The 25,025-nt window shown below is 66.3% G+C and carries 20 protein-coding genes and 2 tRNA genes; 13 read left to right on the top strand and 9 right to left on the bottom strand.

The window, feature by feature from the left end; all coding sequences use genetic code 11:
• Positions 1-21: 21 nt before the first annotated feature.
• From recF to AC1DBD_RS08135, 9 genes are all read left to right on the top strand, one after another.
• Complete coding sequence (gene recF, locus AC1DBD_RS08175) at positions 22-1,224, top strand: DNA replication/repair protein RecF (RefSeq protein WP_476981801.1); 1,203 nt, start codon at positions 22-24, stop codon at positions 1,222-1,224.
• A complete protein-coding gene (locus tag AC1DBD_RS08170; RefSeq protein WP_476909585.1) occupies positions 1,221-1,778 on the top strand; it encodes a DciA family protein in 558 nt (185 codons plus the stop codon). Before recF ends, AC1DBD_RS08170 begins: the two co-directional genes overlap by 4 nt.
• 421 nt (positions 1,779-2,199) lie before the next feature.
• Entirely contained in the window at positions 2,200-4,287 is a 2,088-nt protein-coding gene (gene gyrB / locus AC1DBD_RS08165) for a DNA topoisomerase (ATP-hydrolyzing) subunit B (protein ID WP_441419130.1), read from the top strand.
• Between the two features lie 58 nt (positions 4,288-4,345).
• A complete protein-coding gene (gene gyrA / locus AC1DBD_RS08160; protein ID WP_441419129.1) occupies positions 4,346-7,054 on the top strand; it encodes a DNA gyrase subunit A in 2,709 nt (902 codons plus the stop codon).
• Complete coding sequence (locus tag AC1DBD_RS08155; RefSeq protein ID WP_441419128.1) at positions 7,051-7,677, top strand: DUF3566 domain-containing protein; 627 nt, start codon at positions 7,051-7,053, stop codon at positions 7,675-7,677. The genes gyrA and AC1DBD_RS08155 overlap by 4 nt, the downstream gene beginning before the upstream one ends.
• 98 nt (positions 7,678-7,775) lie before the next feature.
• A tRNA-Ile gene (locus tag AC1DBD_RS08150) sits at positions 7,776-7,849 on the top strand.
• Positions 7,850-7,881: 32 nt separating this feature from the next.
• Positions 7,882-8,025: a DLW-39 family protein gene (locus AC1DBD_RS08145; RefSeq protein ID WP_175322972.1), complete on the top strand. Its 144-nt coding sequence runs from the start codon at positions 7,882-7,884 to the stop codon at positions 8,023-8,025.
• A 71-nt stretch (positions 8,026-8,096) separates the two neighbouring features.
• Positions 8,097-8,172, top strand: a tRNA-Ala gene (locus tag AC1DBD_RS08140).
• 120 nt (positions 8,173-8,292) lie between these two features.
• Positions 8,293-9,207, top strand: a complete 915-nt coding sequence (locus AC1DBD_RS08135) for a DMT family transporter (protein WP_476981800.1) — start codon at positions 8,293-8,295, stop codon at positions 9,205-9,207.
• Positions 9,208-9,249: 42 nt separating this feature from the next.
• Here the strand turns inward: AC1DBD_RS08135 and AC1DBD_RS08130 are convergent, their stop codons facing one another.
• Together AC1DBD_RS08130 and AC1DBD_RS08125 are read right to left on the bottom strand one after the other, a co-directional pair.
• Positions 9,250-10,125 carry a glycosyltransferase family 2 protein gene (locus tag AC1DBD_RS08130; protein WP_441419126.1) on the bottom strand — a complete coding sequence of 292 codons (876 nt, stop codon included), beginning with the start codon at positions 10,123-10,125 and terminating at the stop codon, positions 9,250-9,252.
• A gap of 155 nt (positions 10,126-10,280) precedes the next feature.
• Entirely contained in the window at positions 10,281-11,219 is a 939-nt protein-coding gene (locus AC1DBD_RS08125) for a hypothetical protein (RefSeq protein ID WP_441419125.1), read from the bottom strand.
• A gap of 154 nt (positions 11,220-11,373) precedes the next feature.
• Between AC1DBD_RS08125 and AC1DBD_RS08120 the strand changes: the two genes are divergently transcribed.
• Together AC1DBD_RS08120 and AC1DBD_RS08115 are read left to right on the top strand one after the other, a co-directional pair.
• Complete coding sequence (locus tag AC1DBD_RS08120; RefSeq protein ID WP_441419124.1) at positions 11,374-11,919, top strand: peptidylprolyl isomerase; 546 nt, start codon at positions 11,374-11,376, stop codon at positions 11,917-11,919.
• Between the two features lie 8 nt (positions 11,920-11,927).
• Complete coding sequence (locus tag AC1DBD_RS08115) at positions 11,928-12,821, top strand: rhomboid family intramembrane serine protease (protein WP_441419123.1); 894 nt, start codon at positions 11,928-11,930, stop codon at positions 12,819-12,821.
• Between the two features lie 1,003 nt (positions 12,822-13,824).
• Here the strand turns inward: AC1DBD_RS08115 and AC1DBD_RS08110 are convergent.
• Positions 13,825-14,430, bottom strand: coding sequence for a DNA-3-methyladenine glycosylase I (locus AC1DBD_RS08110; RefSeq protein WP_476981799.1), 606 nt, complete (start codon positions 14,428-14,430; stop codon positions 13,825-13,827).
• 129 nt (positions 14,431-14,559) lie between these two features.
• Positions 14,560-14,814 carry a cell division protein CrgA gene (locus AC1DBD_RS08105; RefSeq protein WP_441419121.1) on the bottom strand — a complete coding sequence of 85 codons (255 nt, stop codon included), beginning with the start codon at positions 14,812-14,814 and terminating at the stop codon, positions 14,560-14,562.
• Between the two features lie 180 nt (positions 14,815-14,994).
• Between AC1DBD_RS08105 and AC1DBD_RS08100 the strand changes: the two genes are divergently transcribed.
• Both AC1DBD_RS08100 and AC1DBD_RS08095 read left to right on the top strand, forming a co-directional pair.
• Entirely contained in the window at positions 14,995-15,810 is an 816-nt protein-coding gene (locus AC1DBD_RS08100; RefSeq protein ID WP_476981905.1) for a class E sortase, read from the top strand.
• A 170-nt stretch (positions 15,811-15,980) separates the two neighbouring features.
• Positions 15,981-16,622 (top strand): anthranilate synthase component II, encoded by a 642-nt coding sequence (locus AC1DBD_RS08095; protein WP_476981798.1) that lies wholly within the window; start codon positions 15,981-15,983, stop codon positions 16,620-16,622.
• A 13-nt stretch (positions 16,623-16,635) separates the two neighbouring features.
• Here AC1DBD_RS08095 and pknB read toward each other — a convergent pair whose 3' ends face one another.
• Genes pknB through AC1DBD_RS08070 form a run of 5 tightly spaced genes read right to left on the bottom strand, consistent with a single transcriptional unit; the run spans position 16,636 to position 25,023 of the window.
• Positions 16,636-18,621 carry a Stk1 family PASTA domain-containing Ser/Thr kinase gene (gene pknB, locus AC1DBD_RS08090; protein WP_476981797.1) on the bottom strand — a complete coding sequence of 662 codons (1,986 nt, stop codon included), beginning with the start codon at positions 18,619-18,621 and terminating at the stop codon, positions 16,636-16,638.
• 6 nt (positions 18,622-18,627) lie between these two features.
• Positions 18,628-20,451: a protein kinase domain-containing protein gene (locus AC1DBD_RS08085; RefSeq protein WP_441419117.1), complete on the bottom strand. Its 1,824-nt coding sequence runs from the start codon at positions 20,449-20,451 to the stop codon at positions 18,628-18,630.
• Positions 20,448-21,905, bottom strand: a complete 1,458-nt coding sequence (locus tag AC1DBD_RS08080; RefSeq protein ID WP_476909592.1) for a peptidoglycan D,D-transpeptidase FtsI family protein — start codon at positions 21,903-21,905, stop codon at positions 20,448-20,450. Before AC1DBD_RS08080 ends, AC1DBD_RS08085 begins: the two co-directional genes overlap by 4 nt.
• Complete coding sequence (locus AC1DBD_RS08075) at positions 21,902-23,359, bottom strand: FtsW/RodA/SpoVE family cell cycle protein (protein WP_476893468.1); 1,458 nt, start codon at positions 23,357-23,359, stop codon at positions 21,902-21,904. The genes AC1DBD_RS08080 and AC1DBD_RS08075 overlap by 4 nt, the downstream gene beginning before the upstream one ends.
• A complete protein-coding gene (locus AC1DBD_RS08070) occupies positions 23,356-25,023 on the bottom strand; it encodes a PP2C family protein-serine/threonine phosphatase (protein WP_476981796.1) in 1,668 nt (555 codons plus the stop codon). Before AC1DBD_RS08070 ends, AC1DBD_RS08075 begins: the two co-directional genes overlap by 4 nt.
• Between the last annotated feature and the right edge of the window lie 2 nt (positions 25,024-25,025).

Here is a 25,025-nt window from a genome sequence, read left to right as displayed (position 1 = left end):
CCCTGGCATCCTGCAACCGGCGTGTACCTCGAACAACTTTCGCTGACAGACTTCCGCAGTTATGCCCAGGTTGACCTCGGCCTGGAACCCGGTGTCACGGTGCTTGTGGGCTCCAACGGCATCGGCAAGACCAACCTGATGGAAGCCATCGGCTACTTGGCCACGCTGAGCTCGCACCGGGTCAGCACCGATGCCCCGCTGCTGCGGTTCGGCACCGAGCGTGCAATGATCCGCGCCAAACTGGTCCGCGGCGAACAGTCCACCGTGCTGGAGCTGGAAATCAACGGCGGCCGCGCCAACCGGGCACGCATCAACCGAAGCAACCCGGTCCGGGCCAGGGACATCCTGGGGATCTGCCAGACGGTTCTCTTTGCCCCGGAAGACCTCGCCCTAGTCAAGGGCGATCCGTCCAACCGGCGCCGTTTCCTGGATGAGCTCCTGGTCAGTCTCGTTCCCCGGCACGCCGCCACGCGCGGCGACTACGACCGGGTGCTGAAACAGCGCAACGCGCTGCTCAAATCCGGCCGTTCCGGCAAGTTCACCGCCGGCCACGAGGCAACGCTTGATGTCTGGGACCAGCACATGGCTCGGGCCGGAGCGGAACTCCTGCACGCCCGGCTTGAGCTGGTGGAACTGCTGCAGCCGCATCTTAAGAACGCCTACGCCCAGCTCACTGACGGGTCCAAGGAGGCCGGAGCGGTCTACCGCTCCACCTTGCAGGGGGTGCTCGACGACGACGGCGAAGCGTCAGCGGGCGGAGCCGCTGACGCCCCGGCCAGCCTCGAGGACCTCCGCCGGCTGAGTGTGGAGGAACTCACCGAACGCTACATCCAAGCGTTCGCGGCCTCGCGCCGCAAGGAACTGGAACGCGGAATCTCGCTCGTGGGCCCGCACCGCGACGAGCTGGAACTGGTCCTGGGGCAGGCACCCGCCAAGGGGTATGCCTCGCATGGGGAAACGTGGTCCATGTGCCTGTCCCTGCGCCTCGCCTCGTACTATGTGATGCTGGACGACGCACGCACCGGCGGCTCCGCGCCGATCCTGATCCTTGATGACGTTTTTGCCGAACTGGACGTCCAGCGGCGGCGTAAACTGGCGGCAATAGTATCCGGCGCGGAACAGGTCCTGGTGACCGCCGCCGTCGAGGAGGACATCCCGGCAGAATTGGCCGGACGGCGGGTGAAGGTCATTCCGGGAGGAATCGATGAGCCGGACAAGCGATGAATAAGGATACCGACGGCGGCCTGCAGCCGGGCCGCGACCCCGATGACATCGACGCCGCCCAGGCAGCTTTGAACCGGATGCGCGATGCCGCGGCAGCCCGGGGAGAAATCCGCCGGAAGGCGCCCCCAAGGCCGGGCAGCACCCAAAAGCCGGCCCGCAGTGCCGGCACCCGCGGATTCAGCCAGTTCCACGGCACCGGACGGGACCCGCTGGGGCTCGGCAAGGTGGTGGGACGGCTCGTCGCGGAACGGGGCTGGAGCTCACCTGTGGCTGTCGGTTCCGTAATGGCGCAATGGCCGGCCCTGGTGGGACCGGAAATTTCCGCACACTGCACACCGGAGAGCTTTACCGACACGACCCTCCACGTGCGCTGCGATTCCACGGCCTGGGCCACCCAGCTGCGCCTGCTCAGCTTGAGTCTGCTGGAAAAATTCCGCATAGAACTGGGTGAGGGCGTCGTGACCAGCATTCAGGTGCTCGGTCCCGCGGCGCCAAGCTGGCGCAAGGGTGCCCGGACGGTCAACGGCCGCGGCCCGCGCGACACCTACGGATAGCCCGCGGCGCGGTCCGCGGTCCAGTCAGCACCGCCGGGTATGAAGCACTTCTTCCAAGACTATTGAAAAATCCGCAAGCGCCGTGTAGGGCGCTCCAACGCCCCAGACGCGTATAGGAACCCAACCGGAGGACCCCGGGAGCCGTGCAGCCGGAGCCAACGGCCTCTCAGCGGCACTTTAGCTGCCGTTTGGGCCTCTGGAATGCGGGAATCCCTCCTATAACACGGTAGAATCGTGGTAGATAACTGGGCGCCGGTGAAACGTCGACTGAGTCCGTTTCCGACGCAATTTCTTTGCGCGGAATCGGCTGAGGCGATCCATGCAGCGGTGCCAACAGTGACGTGCCTGTTGGCGGTAACCGTTCCTCTTCGGAAGCGGCGACGGCCGGCCTTCAACGAACATAGAGGAGTCGAAAGCGCCTGTGGCTAACGACAATACAGATTTCCCGGCAGCGGACCCAGCGGCGGAAGGTGCTTCAGCGGCCACCCCTGCGGAGGCGGTGACCCCCCGCGAGTACGGCGCCAGCGACATCACGGTGCTTGAGGGTCTGGAGGCGGTCCGGAAACGCCCCGGCATGTACATCGGTTCCACCGGTCCGCGCGGCCTGCACCACCTGGTCTATGAAGTCGTGGACAACTCGGTTGATGAAGCGCTGGCCGGGTACTGCACGCACATCGAGATCGTCCTGCAGGCCGACGGCGGCGTCAAGGTCGTCGACAACGGCCGCGGCATCCCCGTGGACATGCACCCCACCGAGCACAAGCCCACGGTGGAGGTTGTCATGACCATCCTGCACGCCGGCGGAAAGTTCGGCGGCGGCGGATACGCGGTCTCCGGCGGCCTGCACGGCGTCGGTATTTCGGTGGTGAACGCGCTCTCCAGCCGCGTTGACACTGAGGTGCGCCGGCAGGGCCACGTCTGGCGGATGTCCTTCGCCGACGGCGGCAAGCCCCAGGGCAGCCTGGTCAAGGGCGAGGAAACCCAGGAAACCGGAACCACCCAGACGTTCTACCCGGACGGCACCATCTTCGAATCCACCGAGTTCGATTTTGAAACCCTGCGGGCCCGCTTCCAACAGATGGCGTTCCTGAACAAGGGACTGCGCATCACGTTGACCGACGAGCGCCGCGCGGCCGCGGAGCCGTCCGACGATGACGACCTGGATCTCGACGTCGTCGAGACCGAAGGTGAAGTCCCCGCGGAGTTCCACACCGTGGTGTACCAGTACGACGACGGCTTGCTGGACTACGTGAAGCACCTGAACTCCGGCAAAAAGGTCGACGTCGTCCACGAGGACGTCATCGCCTTCGAAACCGAGGACACGGAACGGCACATCGCCCTGGAAATGGCGATGCAGTGGACCAACGCCTATTCCGAGAGCGTCCACACCTACGCCAACACCATCAACACCCACGAGGGCGGAACCCACGAAGAGGGTTTCCGCGCCGCGATGACCTCGCTCATCAACCGCTACGCGCGGGAGAAGAGCATCATCAAGGAAAAGGACGACAACCTCACCGGCGATGACATCCGCGAAGGCCTGACCGCAGTCATCTCGGTCAAGCTCGCCGAACCGCAGTTCGAGGGTCAGACCAAGACCAAGCTCGGCAACTCCGAGGTCAAGGGCTTCGTGCAGCGCGTCGTCACCGACGGTCTCGGCGACTGGCTGGAACGCAACCCCGGCCCGGCCCGCGACGTGATCCGCAAGGCCATCTCCGCGGCCCAGGCCCGGATGGCCGCCCGCAAGGCGCGCGACAACGCGCGCCGCAAGAGCCCGCTGGAATCGTTCGGCATGCCCGGCAAGCTGTCCGACTGCTCCTCCAAGGACCCGCAGAAGTGCGAGGTCTACCTCGTGGAGGGTGACTCGGCCGGCGGGTCGGCGAAGCGCGGGCGCAACCCCGAGACCCAGGCCATCCTGCCGCTGCGCGGCAAGATCCTGAACGTCGAGCGTGCCCGGCTCGACAAAGCCCTCGGCAACGCCGAAGTCCAGTCCATGATCACCGCGTTCGGTACCGGCATCGGCGAGGACTTCGACCTGGCCAAGCTCCGGTACCACAAGATCGTCCTGATGGCCGATGCCGACGTCGACGGCCAGCACATCACCACGCTGCTGATGACGCTGCTGTTCCGATACATGCGCCCGCTGATCGAGAACGGCTACGTCTATCTGGCCCAGCCGCCGCTGTACCGAATCAAGTGGTCCAACGCCCCGCACGACTACGTCTACAGCGACCGGGAACGCGACGCGAAGCTGGTCTCCGGCCAAGCCGCCGGCCGCCGTATCCCCAAGGACAACGGCATCCAGCGCTACAAGGGCCTCGGCGAGATGGACTACACGGAACTCTGGGACACCACCATGGACCCGGACCACCGCACCCTCCTGCAGGTCACCATGGACGACGCCCTGGCGGCGGACCAGACCTTCTCCGTCCTGATGGGCGAGGACGTCGAATCCCGCCGAAACTTCATTCAGCAGAACGCCAAGGACGTTCGGTTCCTCGATATCTAGCGGCCAAGCCCCTACATATTCCAGAACCGATATATACCTGAAACGGAAAATATAGACTATGAGTGACGAAACACCCGAGGTTCCAGCCGCATCCGGTGCGGAACCCGTGCTCGAAGGCACCGTTCTTGACACCGATGTGCTGACCGACCGCGTCGAACAGGTTGACCTGCAGACGGAAATGCAGCGTTCCTACCTCGACTACGCCATGGCCGTCATCGTCGGACGAGCGCTGCCGGACGTCCGCGACGGACTCAAGCCCGTCCACCGCCGCGTGCTGTACGCGATGTTCGACGGCGGCTACCGCCCCGACCGGTCCTTCAACAAGTGTGCCCGCGTGGTCGGCGAGGTCATGGGCCAGTACCACCCGCACGGCGACACCGCGATCTACGACGCCCTGGTCCGCCTGATCCAGGACTGGACCATGCGCTACCCGCTGGCACTCGGCCAGGGCAACTTCGGTTCGCCCGGCAACGACGGCGCCGCGGCTCCCCGGTACACCGAAACCAAGATGGCACCGCTGGCCATGGAAATGGTCCGGGACATTGATGAGGAAACCGTTGATTTCCAGGACAACTACGACGGCAAGAACCAGGAACCGACCATTCTACCGGCGCGTTTCCCGAACCTGCTGGTTAACGGTTCGTCCGGCATCGCCGTCGGCATGGCCACCAACATTCCGCCGCACAACCTCCGTGAGGTTGCCGACGGCGTCCAGTGGTACCTGGCCAACCCGACCGCCAGCCGCGAAGAGCTGCTCGAAGAACTGATCCAGCGGATCAAGGGTCCCGACTTCCCGACCGGCGCCACGATCCTGGGCCACAAGGGCATCGAGGACGCTTACCGGACCGGCCGCGGCTCCATCACCATGCGCGCCGTCGTCAACGTCGAGGAACTCCAGGGCCGCACCTGCCTCGTGGTCACCGAGCTGCCGTACCAAGCCAACCCGGACAACCTGGCGATCAAGATTGCCGAACTCGTCAAGGACGGCAAGATTTCCGGCATCGCCGACCTCCGCGACGAGACCTCGGGCCGCACCGGCCAGCGCCTCGTCATTGTGCTCAAGCGCGACGCCGTCGCCAAGGTGGTGCTGAACAACCTCTACAAGCACACCCAGCTGCAGGACAACTTCGCGGCGAACATGCTTGCAATCGTCGACGGGGTTCCGCGCACGCTCAGCCTCGACGCGTTTATCCGGCACTGGGTCACGCACCAGATGGACGTCATCGCCCGGCGCACCCGGTACCGCCTGCGCAAGGCGGAGGAGGAAGCGCACATCCTGCGCGCCCTCCTCAAAGCGCTGGACGCGCTGGACGAGGTCATCGCCCTGATCCGTGCCTCCACCACCACCGAAGCGGCCCGCGACGGCCTGATGGAACTGCTGGACATCGACGAACTGCAGGCCCGGGCCATCCTGGATATGCAGCTGCGCCGGCTTGCCGCCCTGGAGCGGCAGAAGATCCAGGACCGCCACTCGGAACTCGAAGCCCTGATCGCCGAATACAACTCGATCCTTGCTTCCGAGGAGCGCCAGCGCGAGATCATCAGCACCGAGCTGGCCGAAATTGTGGCCAAGCACGGCGACGACCGCAAGACCAAGGTCCTGATGGGCTACGACGGCGACATGTCGATCGAGGATCTGATCCCCGAAGAGGAAATGGTCGTCACGATCACCCGGGGCGGCTACGTCAAGCGCACCCGCAGCGACAACTACCGGTCGCAGCAGCGCGGCGGCAAGGGCATCAAGGGCGCCCAGCTGCGCGGCGACGACGTCGTGGAGCACTTCTTCGTCACCACCACGCACCACTGGCTGCTGTTCTTCACGAACCTGGGCCGCGTGTACCGTGCCAAGGCGTACGAACTGGTGGAAGCGGCCCGCGACGCCAAGGGCCAGCACGTGGCGAACCTGTTGGCCTTCCAGCCGGACGAGCACATCGCCCAGGTGCTGGACTTGCGCGACTACCAGCACGCCCCGTACCTGGTGCTCGCCACCAAGCGCGGCCTGGTCAAGAAGACGCGGCTGGAGGACTACGACACCAACCGCTCCGCCGGCGTGATCGCCATCAACCTGCGCGACGGCGATGAGCTGGTCTCGGCACAGCTGGTGTCCGAAACGGATGACCTGATGCTGGTCTCCCGCAAGGGCCAGTCGATCCGCTTCACGGCCACGGATGAGGCACTGCGCCCGATGGGCCGGGCAACGTCCGGCGTCACCGGAATGAAGTTCCGCGAGGACGACGAACTGCTGGCGGCCGACGTCGTACAGGACGGATCGTTCGTCTTCATCGTCACCGAAGGCGGCTTCGCCAAGCGGACCGCGGTGGAGGAATACCGTCTCCAGGGCCGCGGTGGACTCGGCATCAAGGTCGGCAAGTACCAGGAAGAACGCGGACACCTCGTCGGTGCCCTGATCGTCAACGAGGAAGACGAAGTCCTGGTGGTCATGGAAGGAGGCAAGGTGGTCCGCTCCTCCGTGACCGGGGTCCCCGCAAAGGGCCGCGACACCATGGGCGTGATCTTTGCCAAACCGGACAAGAACGACCGCATCATCGCGGTGGCCCGCAACAGCGAACGCGGCCTCGAGACCGACGAAACAGCCCTCGAAAGCGGCGATGAAAGTCGGGCTACGGAGCAGGATGACGTAACGTTGGCTGGAGAGACCGGATCACACGAGGGGTCCGCAGAGACAGAATCAGTACCGGCCCCGGAGTCAGATGAGTCATCAGGCCATGCCGAGCTGGACGAAGACAATACCGGAGGTAACGCGTGAGCAATTCCGACTCATATCCCAAGTCGAGCAGCGGCCCCGGCGGGATGCGGCAGCCGGCTGCCGCCCCGCGGGTGAACGCCCCGTCGCGTCCGCAGCAGCGACCGGCCGGCGCCGTTCCCGGCCAGCGTCCCGCTGTCCCAGGACAGCGGCCGGCCGCTCCGGGCCAGCGTCCCGCAGCAGCCGGACAGCGACCGGAAGCCTCCGGCCAGCGCCCTGCCCAGGGAACTCCGGGACTGGTTAAGCCGGCGCCGAAGGCGAAAGTCCGCCGCGCGCGCCTGCTGATCAGCAAGGTCGACCCCTGGTCCGTGCTCAAGATGGCTTTCCTGCTTTCGGTGGCGCTCGGCATCGTGACCGTCGTCGCCGCGATCGTGCTCTGGACCGTCCTGGACCTGACCGGCATTTTCGACCAGGTGGACGGGCTCCTCGGAACCCTGGCCGGCTCCGAAAGCGGCGGCTTCGAACTGAAGAAGGTCGCCTCCCTCGGCCAGGTTGCCTCCTTCGCGGTGATCATCGCGGTGATCAACGTGGTGCTGCTGACGGCCCTGTCGATGCTTTCGGCGGTGCTGTACAACATCGCTGCCACCCTCGTGGGCGGCATCGGCGTCACCCTTACGGACGACTAGAACCCGTAGTTTTCCCGGATATTCTCCGGGGAAATGCCTCGATTTGAGATCGGGCCGGGATGTGCTGTAAAGTCATATCTCGGCCCGATGAGGCATCGGGGCGTATAGCTCAGGCGGTTAGAGCGCTTCGCTGATAACGAAGAGGTCCCAGGTTCAAGTCCTGGTACGCCCACGGAACCTGTACTGGTTCCTGTAAAGGTCCACGTGAAACTGGACCGGAACGGGGTGCATGTGAAGAAGTTGCTGGTTGTTGCAGCCACGATCGCAGGCGTCCTGCTCTACAGGAAGGTGCAGGAATCCGAAGCCCGGAAGGCAGTCTGGAGCGAGTCGACCGACACGGTTGATTAGCCCGGAACCCCGGCAGGAAAGCTGGCAACGGCTCTCCGGCAGCGGGGTATGATTGACGGGTTGCTTCTTATGGGGGCATGGCGCAATTGGTAGCGCACCTGCTTTGCAAGCAGGGGGTTCGGGGTTCGAGTCCCCGTGCCTCCACCATAGGAAAGGTCCCGGCCAGCGGAAACGCTGGCCGGGACCTTTTGCGTTAAGCCCTCGAGGCTTCCCGTAACGGGCCGGCGCGGAACCTGGACGCCCCCGCCGGCACACTACTGTTGGAGCGTGAACTTCTTCCTCGCCGCCCTCGGCGTGCTGGGTGTCGCCTCCTCCGGCCCGTTGATCGCCGCCACCCTGGGCGCCACGTCCGTCAGCGCCCTCGCAATCGCTTTCTGGCGCAACGCCATCGGAGCGGCCGTGATGGCCGGGCCCGTGCTGGTTCGCCAGCCCCGCCAGTTCGGCCGGGTCACGGGCAGCGAGTTCCGCTGGTCGCTGGCGGCCGCGGTGGCACTGGCACTGCACTTCGCCTGCTTCATCACGTCCCTGCAGCTGACCTCGGTGGCGGCAGCGACCGCCCTGGTCTGCCTGCAGTCGGGCTGGATCGCCGTGTTCCAGCTCTTCCGCGGGGTCCGGCACCGGTGGCAGGTCCTCGCCGGCCTCGGCCTCGCTTTCGGCGGTGTTGTGGCCATCACCGGCTTTGACATGGGCAGCTCGCCGCAGGCCCTGGTTGGGGATCTTCTCGCCGTTGCCGGGGGCGTGCTGGCGGGCATCTACACGCTGGCCGGCGGCAAGGCCCGCCAGACCATGGGCACCGGCGTCTACACGACACTCTGCTACGGCATGTGTGCCGCCGTCGTGGCGGTGCTGGCCCTGGCCACCAGGCAGCCGCTCGCGGGCTTCGACGCGACCGGCTGGCTGGGCATCCTGGCCATCACCGTCTGCGCGCAGCTGGTGGGCCACACGGCGTTCAACCACCTGCTCGCCACGATGAGCCCGTTGCTGGTTTCAATGATCATCCTGCTGGAGATCCCGGGGGCGGCGCTGCTGGCGGCGGCCTTCCTGGGCGAGACGCTGCCGGCCGGGACCTATGCCGGCCTGGGCATGATCCTGGTGGGACTCGCCGTCGTCGTGATGGGCCAGCGACGCTCCCGCGCGGTGCGGCGTGCTGCCGCCCGGCTGGCGGAGCTGGGGACGGACTGACGACGGCGGCGGCCGCGGGTGCGCCGGCGAGCCTTACGGGCCCTACTGGCCGCCGCGGCGGGCCGGCTGGGCCGTGTTGACGGTGTGGATGGCGCGCAGCAGCTTCGCCGGGAAGTACACCGAGAAGAAGACCACCATGGGCGCTTTCAGAGCCATTTTCTTGACGTTGTGCGCCTTGTAGGTGCGGTCGAAGCGTGTGACGTAGTAACGGTAGTCGCGGGGCGAATCCTCGAGCCGGCGCGCTGACATCCCGGACACCATCTGCGGCCAGTACTGGATCCGCAGCTCGTGGTCGGCAAGGTGAAGGGAGAGATCGATGTCCTCATGCATCTCATCCTTCTCATCGCGGCAGGTCTCCAGCCGAATGGTCTCCCACGCGGAACGGCGCAGGGCCATGTTGGAGCCGAAGAGGAAGTGGTACTGGTGTTTGGCCAGCTTGAGCATGAGCTGGCGCATCTTGTCGTCGGCCTTAAGGCCGAAGCGTCGCATTGGCATGTCGTAGTAGACAACGGGCCCGGTGGCGGCATGCACTGACGCGTCCGCGAAGGCCTGCTGGACCTGTTCCACCCAGTCCGGTTCCAGCACCGAGTCGGCGTCGATCCTGCCCAGGACATCCCCGCTGGCGTGGTCCAGGCCGAAGTTCCGGGTCGGGATGAGGCCCTGGTCTGTGTCCTGGCTGAGCAGGATGATCGGGCTCTCCGGGTACTCCAGCTGCATCTGGCGGACGATCTCCGCGGTGCGGTCCTTAGACATGTTGTCCACCACGATGATCTCGTGCGCCGGGACGGACTGGTAGACGGCGGCAATCAGGCACTGCCGGATGACGCTTTCCTCGTTGTACGCCGGAATAACGATGGAGACAGCCGGGGGCTGCTCAGCATCGTGTGGGGCATCCACAGAGGGTTCATCGGGTGACATCCCCCCAAATTTAGCACCTGCACCGTTCTTGCGGCCTGTTGACGGGCATCCCGGGCGGCTAAAGGCAAACCAAAAGGAGGGACCCCGCCGGCGGCGGAACCCCTCCTTGAAGTGCAGTCCTCAGGCTGCCGGCTGGTTCACCGGCAGACCAGGAGCTACTTGGTCTTGTCGTCGCCGTTCAGGCTCGCTGCGATATTGCGAACCGCGGTCTTGGCGTCGGTCGCAACCTTCGCGGAGGAATCCCCCGACTTGGCTGCAGCGGCGTCAGCGGCATCCGCCGAAGCCTCGGCCGCCTTGTCGGCTGCGGCAACCGTCGCGTCGGCGGCGTCGCTGACGCTTTCCTTCACGGTCTCCTTGACGTCGCTGACCGTAGTGGCCGGAACCGGGGCCGGAGTCACGGGCGTGACCGGGGCCGGCGTCTTCCACGGGTCCTCGATCGGCTTGGATGCCTTCCAGGCGGCGACGCCGGCGGCCACGGCCGCGGCGATGACGCCGAAGATAAGGAAGCCGCGGTGCTTGGGCTTCTGCGGCTTGCCAAGCTCACCGGTGACGGCACGGCTGGCTTCGGCGGCGGCGGCCTTGATCTGCTGGCCGGCGGACTGCGCCTGCCCCTGGATGTTGTGGACAACACCGGAGTCAACCAGCCGCTGTGCCACAGCGTCCACGTGCGCCGGTGCGCCTTCCAGGGTGCGGTGCACGGCGTCGGAGGCGTGGCCGATCTGGTCCGAAAGCTTGGGCAGGTATTCGACGACGACGCGGTCACGGGCGTTGGCGATCACCGGGGTGGCCTTGTCCAGGGCATCGTGCAGCCGGGGGGTGGCGCTTTCGACGGCATCGTGGATCTTCGGCGCCAACTGGGCCAGCCCGTCCTGAATGCGGGGGGTCACGGTGGCGACGCCGTCGGCCAGGTTGTGGGCCGCCGACTTGAGGCCCTCCTGGATCTTGGGAGAAGCGGTGTCCAGGCCCTGCTGCAGACGCGGAACAGCCCAGTCGACTGCTGCTTCGACCCGCGGGCCTGCCCAGTCCTTGGCGTTTTCTACTGCGGTGCTGACTGACTGCTCCAGCTCACGGGCAATACGATCCGTTTTCTTCACAACTACCTCCCGATTAATGTGACGGTTCTGCAGTTAGCCTACGTGTCCGGGACCCCACCGGCTATTCTCAGGCCCGATTTCGGCTGGATTTCACCCAGCGCGGAACTGACTCTGCGGCCCTGTGCGCGAACCCCTGCCGTGGAAGAATAGGGCCATGACTGCCATCGCAACCGCAAAAGCAACCATTCACACGAGCCTGGGCGACATCGTCGTCAACCTCTTCGGTAACCACGCGCCCAAGACCGTCAAGAACTTCGTCGGCCTGGCCACCGGCGAGCAGGCCTGGACCCACCCGGAAACCGGTGAGGACAAGACCGGCACGCCGCTCTACAACGGCACCATCTTCCACCGCATCATCAAGGACTTCATGATCCAGGCCGGCGACCCGCTGGGCCGTGGCGTCGGCGGGCCGGGCTACAAGTTCGACGACGAAATCCACCCGGAGCTGACCTTCAACGAGCCCTACAAGCTGGCCATGGCCAACGCGGGCATCCAGATGGGCCGCGGCACGAACGGATCCCAGTTCTTCATCACCACCATCCCGACCGGCTGGCTGCAGGGCAAGCACAGCATCTTCGGCGAGGTCGCGGACGATGAGTCCAAGAAGGTCGTCGACGCCATCGAAGGTGTCCGCACCGGCATGGGCGACCGCCCGGTCGAGGACGTCGTCATCAACAGCATTGACGTAGAACAGCTCTAGCCCACGCCATGAGCTACGGAATTCCGGCGGCAGAGCCGTCCGCGCAGATCCCGGTGTGCCCCCGGCACCCGGACCGGCCCGCCTACGTGCGGTGCCAGCGGTGCGGGCGCCCTGCGTGCCCCGACTGCCAGCGGGCGGCCGCCGTCGGATTCCAGTGTGTTGACTGTGTCAACGAAACCAAACGTACGACGCCGACGGCCCGCTCGGTCTACGGCGGCGCCGCCGCCCTGGGGAAGCCGCTGGCCACCTTAGGGATCATCGCAGCCTGCGTCCTCGTCTACGTGCTGCAGTGGATAGTTCCCAACGACGGGATCTACCAGAACTTCGCCTTCGCCACGGTCTACGCCAACCCCGCCTACGGCGCCTTCGAACCTTGGCGGATGCTGACCTCGGCCTTCCTTCACTCGCAAGGCTTCATCCTCCACATCGTGCTCAACATGTACATGCTGTGGATGTTCGGCCAGGCGCTGGAACCCCTCCTCGGGCGTGTCCGCTTCCTGGCGCTCTATCTCTTGTCAGCCGTTGGCGGATCCGTAGGCTATCTGCTGCTGACACCGGCCTACGCACCGGGCCAGGCCCTCACCGGCGTTGTCGGTGCCTCCGGCGCCATCTTCGGCCTTTTCGGCGCCATGCTGGTGGTCCAGCGCCACCGCGGCGGCGACACCAGGCAACTATGGGTCCTGATCGCCATCAACGGCGTCATTGGCTTTGTCATCCCCCAGATCGCCTGGCAGGCCCACCTTGGCGGCCTCATCACTGGAGCGCTGAGCGCCGCGGTGATCGCCTACGTTCCGCGGGGCCGTCGCCAAGGGCTCCTTCAGGCCGCCGGACTTGCCGTGGTGCTGTGCCTGCTCGTCGCAGCCACCGCCCTGCACGCCGCGGCCACCTCGCTGCCGGCCTAGGCGACCCGCTCAGCGCTACGGCTGTGGGTTTCCGCTACGGTTCCGGACGGAGGCGCCCCGGGTCCGGGATGCGCCGGTCCAAAACCGCCGCGCTTTTCCGTAAGCCCTGCCCCCGTATGTTACGCGCCATCTCCGGCGTGAAACTTTTCCACAGGGGTTATCCACATTGTTGGTAACTTACATGCCTGTAGTTCAACCGACGATGCCGGATCTGACCGCCACAGCTGGCAAATCCCGCGCAGCCCACCCGCCAGTCTCCACACCTGTGGATAACTTGCTGGGGACCGCCTGTGGTTAAGTGGACAACCTCCGGCCGGACGCAGCGCGCCCGGGGACTCTCCGCGCGGACCCGCCACAACCGTCAGCCCAGGCGGACCCGTCTCCCCCCGGCCAGCCCCTGCTCCAGCCGCTGCTGCCGCCGTCAGCCGCCAGGGCCGGAAACACCCTTCCAGGCCCTCCCAGCCCTGCACGCCAGGGGAGCCTAAGCGACTGCGATCGCGGGAGGGGTCCTATTTATCTGATTTATAGACCGTTATTCACAGGGTTGTTCACATTGTTAATAACTTGATCCTCTGAGTTTCGCCGTGGAAAACGCGCCATTCCGGGCTTTTCCGGGGCCGCCGGCCGGCGGCCAGCGGCCACTTATCCCCAGCTGTTGATAAGTTGTGGGTAGCGGCCTGTTATTAAGTGGACAAGTATCCCAAGGCACACCCGATGCAACCCGGTGCACAGAGTGGAGAGCTGGGCGACGGCGCAACCGGCCAGGCAAAGGGTCGAAGGCGGCCACCTCGGCTCCAACTGCGGTTATCCACAGACCGTCCACAGTGTTAATAACTTACAGATCTGTGATTCAGCGGAGGGACCGGGTCTCTATCCCCTGATTTGGGTGCGCGGGCGGGCCAACGCGGACCGTTTTCCCCGGGCCGCGATCCGCCTGGGCTATCAACAGGCTGTGGATAACTTTGGGCTGCTTGTGCACAGCTGTGGACCCGGTGGGCTGCGACTAGCGGAGCCAGACGCCCGAGGTGCCGCGCCGGTGGCTGTCGAGCAGATGGGTGTCGACCATCCCGATGGCCTCCATCAGGGCGTACATCGTGGTGGGGCCGACAAACACGAAGCCGCGCTTGCGCAGGGCCTTGGACAACGCGACCGACTCCGGGGAGCTCGTGGGGATTTCTGCCAGGGCCGTCGGCTCCGGGGTGTTGTCAGGCTGGAAGCCCCAGACGAAGTCCACCAACCCCCCGTCGTCCCTGAGGTCCACAGTGGCCTGGGCATTGGTGATCGTTGCCCGGATCTTGAGCCGGTTGCGGACAATGCCGGCGTCCTGCAGCAGGCGCTCGACGTCGTCCTCGGTAAAGGCGGCCACTGTCTCAGGGTGGAAGTCGGCGAACGCGGCGCGGAAGGCGGGGCGCTTGCGGAGGATCGTCGCCCAGGACAGGCCGGCCTGGAACGCCTCGAGGCTGATCCGTTCGTAGAGCCCCTGTTCGTCCCGGACCGGGAGCCCCCACTCGCTGTCGTAGTAGTCGCGCAGGAGCGGGTCTGTGGCCGCCCAGGCCGGCCGGGCCAATCCATCGTCGCCGATGATGCAGCCACTGACGTCGGGGGTCATCTGGAATCCTTTGCTGGAGAGTATGCCTTCCAGCATTATCGCCCGACCAGCCGACGCTAACGGCGCGGGTTTAACGCAGCAGGCCGACACACTCTGTGTGCCGGCCTGCTGCGAAGGGGAATGCGGGGTTCAGGAACGCCAACGCGTGGTCATCAGGAAGCCGACGATGGCGATGCCGAATCCGGCGACGATGTTCCACGACGCCCACTCCCTGACCGGGAGGGTGCCTTCGCTGATGTAGAAGGTGATGATCCACAGCAGTCCGATGATCATCAGGCCGAACATCACCGGCTTGAACCAGACGGGGTTGGGCTTATAGGCCTGCGTCGCAGAAGTCTGCTGCGCGACGCTGGCAGTCCTCTTTCGCGGCTTCGACTCGGGCACGGGTCCTCCTTGGCGGGCTGGATGAGGAGCGGGTGCCTCGGCTTGATATCCTGCAAGAAAAGGAACAGCCGGCGGTCAACGCGCTCTTGGTGGAGTTTGAAATCCTAATCGCAGCCAATTCTAGCTGTAGTTAAGGCCACACTCCGCCCGCTGCGAACGCCCAGAGGAGAGGCCACGGTGCTGCAGGAGAAGGCGGAATCCCTGGCCGCGCCTGCGCGGGGCGGCGGCGAAGTTCCGCGGAGCGCGGTGTCCCGCGCCCTTCAAGTTGCCGGGGAGTTGCTCCTGACGGCAGGGGTGGTCCTGCTGCTGTTTGTCGCCTGGCAGCTTTGGTGGACCAACCTCGACGCCGATGCCCGGCAACGCGAGGTCGTCAAGGATTTCGCGCGGGAGCTAAACGGACCGGGCGCCCCCCGGCCCAGTGGCGCGAGCACCGGCGTGGACGGTTCGGCCGGCCCTGCCTCCGCCGGCCCGGGTCCAGCCCCTGTCGCTTCCGAGCCGGCAGCCGGCGCTACGATCGGCGTCGTTTACGTGCCGCGCTTCGGCGCCGGGTACACGCGGCCCGTCGTGCAGGGAACCACGCCCGAGGTACTGGACTCGCTGGGGCTCGGACACTACGACGGCACCGCGATGCCCGGCGCGGCGGGAAACTTTGCGCTGGCGGGGCACCGGCAGACCCATGGAGCTGTCCTGGACAATATCGACTCCTTGGTCCCGGGCGACAGGATCTACGTGCAGACCCGGGAGGGCTACTACGTCTACCGGTTCCGCAACAGCGAGATCGTTCTGCCTTCCGCCACGGACGTCCTGCTGCCTGTCCCGGCGCAGCCCTCGGCCAAACCGACGGAAAGCTACCTCACCATGACCAGCTGCAACCCGCGCTTCGGTTCGCAGGAGCGGATCATCGCCTATTCCCTGCTGGAGCGCTGGCAGCCCGCTTCCGCGGGGCCACCGGCCGAAATAGCAGCCCAGGTGGCCCGCACCCTCGGGGAGGGTTAGACGATGTACGGATGGATCTTCCGCAGGCTTCCCGGACCGCTATGGCTGCGTATCGTCACATCGCTGGTGTTGCTGGCCGGCGTGCTGGTATTGATGGTTCAGTTCCTATTTCCCTGGATGGCGCAATTCAGCCCGTTCACTGATTCGACGATTGGCTTAGCAAGGCACCCATGAGCACAACCAAAATCCTGGTCGTAGACAACTACGACAGCTTTGTCTACACCCTGGTCGGCTACCTCCAGGAGCTCGGCGCGGAGACAACCGTGGTCCGCAACGACGACGTGACGCTTGCCGAGGCGATCGAGATGGCCGAAGCCCGCGACGGCGTCCTGGTCTCGCCCGGACCCGGTGCGCCGGCCGACGCAGGTGTCTGCATCGAGCTGATCAAGTGGTGCGGCAGCCACAACAAGCCCATGCTGGGCGTCTGCCTCGGACATCAGGCGCTGGCGGAGGCCTACGGCGGGCGCGTTACGCACGCCCCCGAACTGATGCACGGCAAGACCTCGCTCGTCGAACACCACGGGACCAGCGTCTTCAGCGGCCTGCCGTCGCCGTTCACGGCGACGCGGTACCACTCCCTCGCCGCCGTGCGGGAAAGCATCCCGGAGATCCTGGAGATCACCGCTGAGACGGCCACCGGCGTCGTGATGGGACTGCAGCACCGCACGGCACCGCTCTGCGGCGTCCAGTTCCACCCCGAGTCGGTGCTCACCGAGGGCGGCTACCTGATGCTCGGGAACTGGCTTGAGTCACTGGGCATGGCTGGGGCCGCGGCGCGGGCAGCGGCCCTGAGCCCGCTCATCCAGCACTGAACCCGGCGCGCTGCTAGGCGCCGGGGCCCAGCAGCTTGCCGACGCCTTCCGTGACGTCCGTCTGGGTCGGCGAAGGTGTGGGCGAAGGGGTCGGCGTCGGCGGGGGCGGAGGCGGCGGGGCCTTGGCCACGGTTACGGTAATCGCCTTGCCCTGCTCGACGGCGGCCTGCGCGGCGTCGCTTTGCGCTGTCACCTTGCCCGGCTGGACCTGCGTGTTTTCGACTTCCTTGATGATGGCGAGCAGCCCGACTTTCTTCAGTGCAGCCTGCGCCTCAGCCTTCGGAAGGCCGATGAGCTGCGGCACGGCAACCTTGCCGGTGGACACGATGAGTTCCACCGTGCTGTCCACGGCCACGGTCTGCGCCGGCGCCGGGTTGGTCGTGATGACGATGCCCGCCGGCACATTGGGGCTGTTGTCCAGGGTGGTTTTCGGGGCACCGGTCAGCCCTATCCGGCGCAGCTCGTCCCGGGCATCCGCCTCGGTCCGGCCCGGCAGGTCCGCGGGGATGGTGATCACACTGGGGCCCTCGGAGATATTGAGGGTGATCTCGGAATTGCTTTCCAGCGAGCTCCCGGCCGTGGGCACGGTGCCGACGGCGATGCCCTTGGGGACGGTCTCGTGCTGGATGCGCTTCAACTGGGGCTTGAGCCCGGCGTTGTAGAGCCTTTGCAGCGCCTCGGATTCGGTCAGCGACGTCACCGCGGGGACGTCCACCTTGGCTATGGGCGCAGGCCGCTGGTTGACCATGTTGTAGAGCCACAGGCCGCCTCCGGCCAATACCAGCAGCGTGAAGATCAGCAGCGTCGCCGTCCACATCCGGCGGCGGGACTTTTGCCGGGGGGTGGGTTCGCGTTCGGCCGGAAGGCTCAGCTCGAGACTGTCGGTGTCGGGGTGACCGTGCGGGGCCGAGCCGGACTGGGCGAGTGCCTCGTCCTCCGCGGCGGTCTGTTGCGGCGTGATGCGGCCGGAAGGGACGTCATCGAGGAACTTGGCCCCGGTCAAGGCGAAGGCGGCCGTGGGCGGCGCCTGCTCCGTGCCCGCGACCGTGTTGTTCGGGTCTGTCGGCGCCTCACTGGCCGGCAGGGCCGCCACGGCGACGCCGCTGCGGGCCGCCCGGAGCGCGCGCCGGAATGCAGCCGCGTCCTGGAACCGGTCGGCCCGGTTCTTTTGCAGGGCCTTGGCCAGCACGCTGTCCAGCGCCGCGGAAACGTCAGGGTTCAGGCTGCTGGCCGGTTCCGGAATCTCACGCACATGCTGGTAAGCGACCGAGACCGGGCTGTCGCCGACGAACGGCGGGCGTCCGGTCAGCATCTCGTAGAGCAGGCAACCGGCCGAGTACAGGTCGCTGCGCGCGTCGACTGTTTCGCCGCGTGCCTGTTCGGGAGAGAGGTACTGGGCCGTTCCCACCACGGCCTGCGTCTGCGTCATGGTCGCAGAGGAGTCGGCCATGGCGCGGGCAATCCCGAAGTCCATCACCTTCACGCTGTTCGAATCCGGGCAGAACATGACGTTGGCCGGTTTGATGTCGCGGTGCACGATCCCGGCCTTGTGGCTGTAATCGAGGGCGGCCAAAACCCCCAGCGAGAAGTCTATGGCCTGGTCGATCGTGACTTCCTTGGCCCTGATCAGGTCGCGGATGGTCTTGCCCGAGACGTACTCCATCACGATGTACGGCACCCGCACGGTGTCGTCGTGGCCACCGGGGACGGCATGGTCCCCGGTGTCGAAGACGGCGACGATGGACGGGTGGTTCAGCGCCGCGACGGCCTGGGCCTCACGCTTGAACCGGGCCTGGAACTGCGGATCCCGCGCCAGGTCCGGGCGGAGCAGCTTGATGGCCACGGTTCGTCCCAGCCGGGTATCAATCCCGCGGAACACGTCCGCCATCCCGCCGCGGCCAATCAGCTCACCCAGCTCATAGCGCCCGCTGAGGACGCGCTGGGCCGACGCCGGGCTGCTGTCCTCCCGGTGCGATGGAGTGCGGGGTGAAGTGGACACGGGCGCCTACTTGGTGGTGCTGACGCTCGGCGAGGGAGAGTCCGAGACGGGCGCCGGCGCGGTGGCAAGGTGATAGGTGACCACGGAACCGGCGGGGACCTTCTCGCCTGATCCCGGCTCGGAACTGACAAAGGTGCCCTCCTGCTGCGTTCCGTCGCCTTCGACCGGAGCACCCTTCTGCCAGCGCAGCCCGGCCCCCTCGATCGCGCGCTGGACGGCTGCCTCGCTGGCCCCCGTTTCCAGCGTCGGAACGGTAACCTTCTCCGGTCCCTTGGAGTAGCTCACCGTGATGGTTTCACCCGGCTGTACGGGGCCGGAGGGATCGATGTCGATCACCGTGTCGGGGGCGGAGGGGTCCGCGATGGGGTTGCCCTTGACCTGAAGGCCCAGGCCGTTCAGTTCCGCCCGGACATCGTTATAGGGGCGGCCCTTGTAGGCATCCGGAATCAGGTTGATGGCGGCCGGCGTCGACTCGGTTGGCGTGGCCGAGCTGCTGGAGGGGCTGGGGCTCGGGCTCTTGGACGTCGGCGCGGCGCTTGTCGTACTGGCCTTGGCGCTGGAGCTGGTGGCGGCCGGGGACGAGGGGAACAGGATCCCGGCCTGCGACAGGACCACTCCCACCAAGGCAAACAGAACGAGCAGGATCAGGGCGATCAGCGGCCAGGTCCAGGGGCTGCGGCCTTTCCGCCGTGGCTCTTCCTCTTCCGGTTCGTAGCCGTCATAGTCCTCTTCCTCAGGTATCCAGCTGCGTTCCGCGGCCAGCGCATCCGCGCGGGACAGGGCACTGCGTGCGCCGTGTCCGCTTGCCGCGGCGGCCCCGGCCGCCAGCCCGGCTGCGGCACCCGCGCCGGCGGCGCCGATCACCGGCAGCGCCGACGTCGACTTGTCCTCAGCCGCGCTGGCGCCGATGACACCCGTCGCTGCGGTGGGGACGTTCACCGGTGCGGTAATGGGGCCGGTGGCTGCTTCGAAGAGGAGCATGCCCGGAACGGCCGCGTGCGCGGCCGCGATGTCGCCGTTGCGGATGGCATCGGACGCTTCGGCGAGCTTGATCGCATCGGCCGGGCGATTCTTGGGGTCCTTGGCCAGCATCGACATCAGGAGCGCGCGGACCGGCCTGGGAAGGCTGTCCGGCAATGGCGGCGGGGCGTCGTTGACCTGGGCCAGCGCAATCGCAATCTGGGATTCGCCGGAGAACGGACGGTGCCCCGTGAGGCATTCGTAGCCGATCACGCCGAGCGAGTAGATGTCGGAGGCGCCGGTCGCGGTCTGCCCGGTGGCCTGTTCCGGGGCGAGGTACTGGGCCGTGCCCATCACCTGGCCCGTCTGCGTCAGCGGAACCTGGTCGGCCAGCCGCGCGATGCCGAAGTCGGTGACCTTGACCCGGCCGTCCGGGGTGATGAGCAGGTTGCCTGGTTTGATGTCCCGGTGCACCAGGCCCTGGGCGTGGGCGACGGACAAGGCCCGTGCCGTCTGGGAGATCATCGACAGGGTGCGGTCCGGTGAGAGCACCTGCTCATGCTCGATGATGCTGCTGAGCGGCTGTCCGGGAACGAGTTCCATGACGAGGTAGGCGGAGCCTTCTTCCTCGCCGTAGTCAAAAACGTTGGCGATGCCCACGTGGTTCAGCAGGGCGGTGTGCCGCGCTTCGGCCCGGAAACGCTGGAGGAAACCCGGGTCGCCGGTGTATTCCTCCTTGAGGACCTTGATCGCGACGATCCGGCCAAGGATCAGGTCCTTGGCCTTCCAGACTTCTCCCATGCCGCCGATCGCAATGCGTGTGGTCAGCTGGAATCTGCCGCCGAGGGTGATTCCCGATGTAGGCCTCACTTATTCAACACCGCCTCAAAAATCTTCTTCGCGTTCGGACTGGTTAGATTTGCGCCGGTGGTGATGTCCACGCCTTGCATGACAATCGTGACGGCCACTTGCGGGTCATTCGCCGGGGCGAACCCGGTAAACCATGAATTGTTCAGGCCCGTGCCGAGCTCGGCCGTGCCGGTCTTGCCTGCCACCTCGACGCCGGGCACCGCGGCGCCGCGGGCGATGCCTTCGCTGACGACGCTGGTCATCCATTCGCCGATCTGGCGGGCGATTTCCGGGCTCGTGGAGGTCCGGAGTGCCTCGGGCTTGGGCTCGTTGAGAATCCGCAGATCGGGGGACCGCAGGGCCTTGATCAGGTTGGGCTTCATCTGAACGCCGCCGTTCGCGATGGCCGCGGTCATCATGTTGATCTGCAGCGGCGTGGCACGGACATCCCGCTGGCCGATGGCCGACTGCGCCAGTCCGGCGTCGTCCAGCGGCTCGCTCGGGAAAGTGCTCTTTGCCATCTGGAGCTTCAGCTGGTCGCCGAAGTCCTGCCCGAAGCCGAACTTGCTGGCTTGTTCTTCGATCGCCTTCTGGCCCAAGTCGATAGCGATGCTGGCGAACGGGGTGTTGCAGGACTGCTGGAGGGCGAACGCGAACGAGGCGGTGTTCCGGGTGTAGCAGTTGCCGCCGGCGTAGTTCGGCAGCTTGTACTGGATTCCCGGGAACGGCATCTCGGCCGGGTTGGGCAGCACGCTGTCCTTGTTGTACTTGCCGGAACCCAGGGCCGCCGCCGTGTCGATGATCTTGAAAACGGACCCCGGAGCCAGCAGCGCGCCGGTGGGACCGCTCACTGACTGGTTCAGGTTGATGCCCGGGATCTTGTTCAGCTTGGTGATGTTCGCCGCTTCGGCGTCGGAATCCTGGGTGGCCACCAGATTGGGGTCATACGAGGGCTTGGACACCATGGCCAGGATCGCACCGGTCTTCGGGTTGGACACCACGATCGATCCGCGCTGGCCCTCGGGGATCAGGTCATAGGCAAGCTTCTGGATTTTCGGATCCAGGGTCAGCTCGACTGAGGCGCCCTTGGGCTGGTTGCCGAGGAACAGCTGGCCGACCCGGTCCAGGAACAACTGGTCCGAGCTACCGGCGAGCTGTTCGTTCATGGCCAGTTCCATGCCCGTCAGGCCGTAGTTCTTCGAAAAATAGCCGGTGATGCCGGCGTAGAGCTCCGGCTGCGCGTAGCTGCGCTGGAACTGGCAGCTCTCGCTGCCCGCCACGGACTGCGCCACCGGCTTGCCGCCGACGATGATGGCACCGCGGTCGTTGCAGTAGTTCTGCAGCAAGGTGCGCTTGTTCCACGCGTTGGCTTTGAGTTCATCGGCGCCCACCACCTGGACATAGCTGAGCGCACCGAAGATCAGCGCGAACATCGCGATCGCGGCGATCCAGGAGTTGCGAATGGCCTGGTTCACGGGAGTTTCACCGCCTCGGTGGGAGCGTCTGGACTGGTGCTGGTGCCGCGGGCCGGTGCCGTGGCAGGCTTCGGCGGCATGGCCGGAGTCTCATTCTGCAGCCCAGGATCCTGGCCCGGCGGGAGGGGCGTGGTGTCCACCGGCCCGCGTGCGGTGTGCGAGATCATCAGCAGCAGGCCAACGATGATCCAGTTCGCCAGCAGGGAGGAGCCGCCGGCCGCCAGGAAAGGCGTCGTCAGGCCGGTCAGCGGGATCAGGCGCGTGACGCCGCCGATCACCACGAAGCACTGCAGGGCGATGGCGAAGGACAATCCGGTGGCGAGCAGTTTGCCGAACGCGTCCCGGGTTCCGAGCGCGGCGCGGAAACCGCGGGTGAAGAGCAGCAGATACATCAGCACGATCGCAAAGACGCCGATCAGCCCGAGTTCCTCGCCGAAGGAGGCGACGATCATGTCGCTGTTGGCGAACGGGACGAGGTTGGGGCGGCCCTGGCCGAGGCCGGTGCCGACGAGGCCGCCGTTGGCCATGCCGAAGAGCCCTTCGACGATCTGCCGGCTGCCGCCGAATTCCCGCCCGTAGACCTCCTCGGTGAACGCATTGAGCCAGCCGTCGATCCGCAGTGCCACGTGCGAGAAGACCTTGGACGCCACGAAGCCGCCGGCCACCATCAGGACGACGCCGATGATCACCCAGCTGATCCTGCTGGTGGCGACGTAGATCATCACCAGGAACAGGCCGAAGAACAGGATCGAGGTGCCGAGGTCGCGCTGGAAGATCAGCACGCCAATGCTGACCAGCCAGGCGGTGATCATGGGGCCCATGTCCTTGAACCGGGGGAACTGAAGGGGCCCGATCTTGCGTCCGGCCAGCAGGATGAGGTCCCGGTTGGAGGAAAGGTAGCCGGCGAAGAAGATGGCGAGGGTGATCTTCGCGATTTCGCCGGGCTGGAAGGTCATGGACCCGAGTTTGATCCAGACACTCGCGCCCAGGACCTCGCCGGCGGAGATCCCCGGGACCAGCGGCAGGATCAGCAGCACCGCGCTGACCGCGAGGGAAATGTACGTGAAGCGGCGCAGGATCCGGTGGTCCTTCAGGAACCAGATAACGGCGATGGCCACGGCCATCGCCACTAGGGTCCAGCGCAGCTGGTTGTTGCCGGTGTCTTCCCCGACGCGGTCGAGGCGGTGGATCATTGCCAGGCCAAGGCCGTTAAGCGCGACGACCAGGGGAAGTATTACCGGATCGGCATATTTTGCGCGGATGCGGAGCACCAGATGGAAGGCCAGCGCCGCGGCCGTGAGCAGGCCGGACTGGAACCAGAAATCGGTGTCGAAGGCCTTCTGCCGGTCGACGCCGACGAGGGCGTTGGCACCGATCCCCACCGCGAGGGCAAGGACCAGCAGCACCAGCTCGGCGTTGCGGCGCGGCTTGGGCGTGGGATCGATCGGCGTCATTTGCCCCCCTCGCAGTAACTCGGCGACGGCGAGGGCGTCGGGGTCGGGGAAGCCGATTTGGAACGGGCGGCCGCGCCGGATGTGGCCCGCCCGGTCGCGCTGGCGCTCGGCGTGGGGGAGGGGGTCAGGCACTCGTCGGCCGGCGCCGTCGTGCCGGTGCGCTCAAGGTTCTTGACGATCCGTTGCGCGTCGTAGAGGTCCCGCGCGGGAACGGTCTGGCGTACACGCTGCTGCGAGAACTCTGGCAGGTCAGACATCCGGATATCGGTCACCGTCTCGAGGGTGGAAAGCGGAATGGGGCCCAAGCGCTGGGAAACCCCGTTGAAAATGGCAACTCGCTGATCGTGCTCCCCGATGTAGTACCGGGTCTGCGTCCAGGCGTAGCCAAGCCAGAGGCCGATACCCAGCACGGCCACGATCGCCGCGGCGATGGAGATTGTCAGCCAGCGCCGGCGCCTGACCGGCGGTTTGTACTCGTCGGCGTCTTCCCTGTCCGGCTCCGCCTTGTGCGTCAACACCGTTGCGGCCCGGCGGGCCACCGTGCGGCCAGCGATGGAGGGGATGGAGCCGGAGGCCGCGGCGGAGGCCGCCGCGCCGACGAGTTCATGCGGACGGGTTGAGAGTTCCTCACGCAGGACTTCGGCGGACAGGTGCTCGCCGAGATGCGGATCGGTGGAGGGCTCTGGCTCCTTGGCCGGGCCGGCGGCCTCCTCCGGGGTTTTGTCTGATCTGCCGGCCGAGTTGTCGTCTTTGGCGCTCTCGGAAGCCTTGCCGGCATAGGTGCTGCCGGCACTGCCGGCCGGTGGTGCGGTCTTCGATGCCAGTGCTGTCGCGGCGACAATTGCCGGGACGACCTGGACGGCGGCGGTGTTCACGTCGTCGGGCGTCTGTTCCGCGATGTCCACCATGACGACCGTCACGTTGTCCGGGGAGCCGGCCTCCAGGGTGAGGTCTACAAGCTTTTCGGCGCACTCACGCAGGCTCTTGGTCTCCCGGACCGTGCGCTCAACGACGTGGCCGGCAACGTAGTTCAGCCCGTCGGAGCAGAGCAGCCAGCGTTCCCCGGGTTCGACGTCGAGGACGTCCAGATCGAGTTCCGGGCTGGCGTCGACGTCGCCGAGGACACGCATGAGCACGTTCTTGTGCGGGTGCGTTTCGGCCTCTTCGGGGCGCAGCCGGCCCTCGTCGATGAGCCGCTGGACGAAGGTGTGGTCCACGCTGACCTGCTCGAACTTGCCGTTGCGCAGCCGGTAGGCGCGCGAATCGCCGATGTGCGCGAAGTGGAGCTTGCCCCCGGCCAGCAGCAGCGCGGTCACGGTGGTCCCCATGCCGGCGAGTTTCGGGTTCATGTGGACCAGCTCGGAGAGGAGCGAGTTGGCGGTCTGGATCTCGTCAGCCAGGACGGTGTCGGCCTCGCCGGCCTCCGCGTCGTAGTCATCGCGGTCCAAATGGATCATGTCCAGGACGGTGGCGGCGGATGCCACGTCACCGCCGGCGTGCCCGCCCATGCCGTCCGCGACGACGGCGAGGTGGCGGCCGACGTAGGCGGAGTCATCGTTTTTCGCGCGCACGCGGCCGACGTCGGAGCGCGCGGCGTAGCGCATGATGAGCGGCCGCTTCGGGGCAGTTGCTGCCTTGTCTGCGGGGGATTCGGGGGCAGCCATGG

Source organism: Arthrobacter sp. 10T419 (assembly GCF_056394105.1).
This window is presented reverse-complemented; position numbering and strand designations above follow the sequence as displayed.

Bases quoted from the DNA above. Each gene is read 5' to 3' on its own strand.
- AC1DBD_RS08170 (WP_476909585.1), top strand. From the start codon at position 1,221: ATGAATAAGGATACCGACGGCGGCCTGCAGCCGGGCCGCGACCCCGAT.
- gyrA (WP_441419129.1), top strand. From the start codon at position 4,346: ATGAGTGACGAAACACCCGAGGTTCCAGCCGCATCCGGTGCGGAACCC.
- AC1DBD_RS08130 (WP_441419126.1), bottom strand. From the start codon at position 10,125: ATGTCACCCGATGAACCCTCTGTGGATGCCCCACACGATGCTGAGCAG.
- AC1DBD_RS08120 (WP_441419124.1), top strand. From the start codon at position 11,374: ATGACTGCCATCGCAACCGCAAAAGCAACCATTCACACGAGCCTGGGC.
- AC1DBD_RS08115 (WP_441419123.1), top strand. From the start codon at position 11,928: ATGAGCTACGGAATTCCGGCGGCAGAGCCGTCCGCGCAGATCCCGGTG.
- AC1DBD_RS08110 (WP_476981799.1), bottom strand. From the start codon at position 14,430: ATGACCCCCGACGTCAGTGGCTGCATCATCGGCGACGATGGATTGGCC.
- AC1DBD_RS08095 (WP_476981798.1), top strand. From the start codon at position 15,981: ATGAGCACAACCAAAATCCTGGTCGTAGACAACTACGACAGCTTTGTC.
- AC1DBD_RS08075 (WP_476893468.1), bottom strand. From the start codon at position 23,359: ATGACGCCGATCGATCCCACGCCCAAGCCGCGCCGCAACGCCGAGCTG.
- AC1DBD_RS08070 (WP_476981796.1), bottom strand. From the start codon at position 25,023: ATGGCTGCCCCCGAATCCCCCGCAGACAAGGCAGCAACTGCCCCGAAG.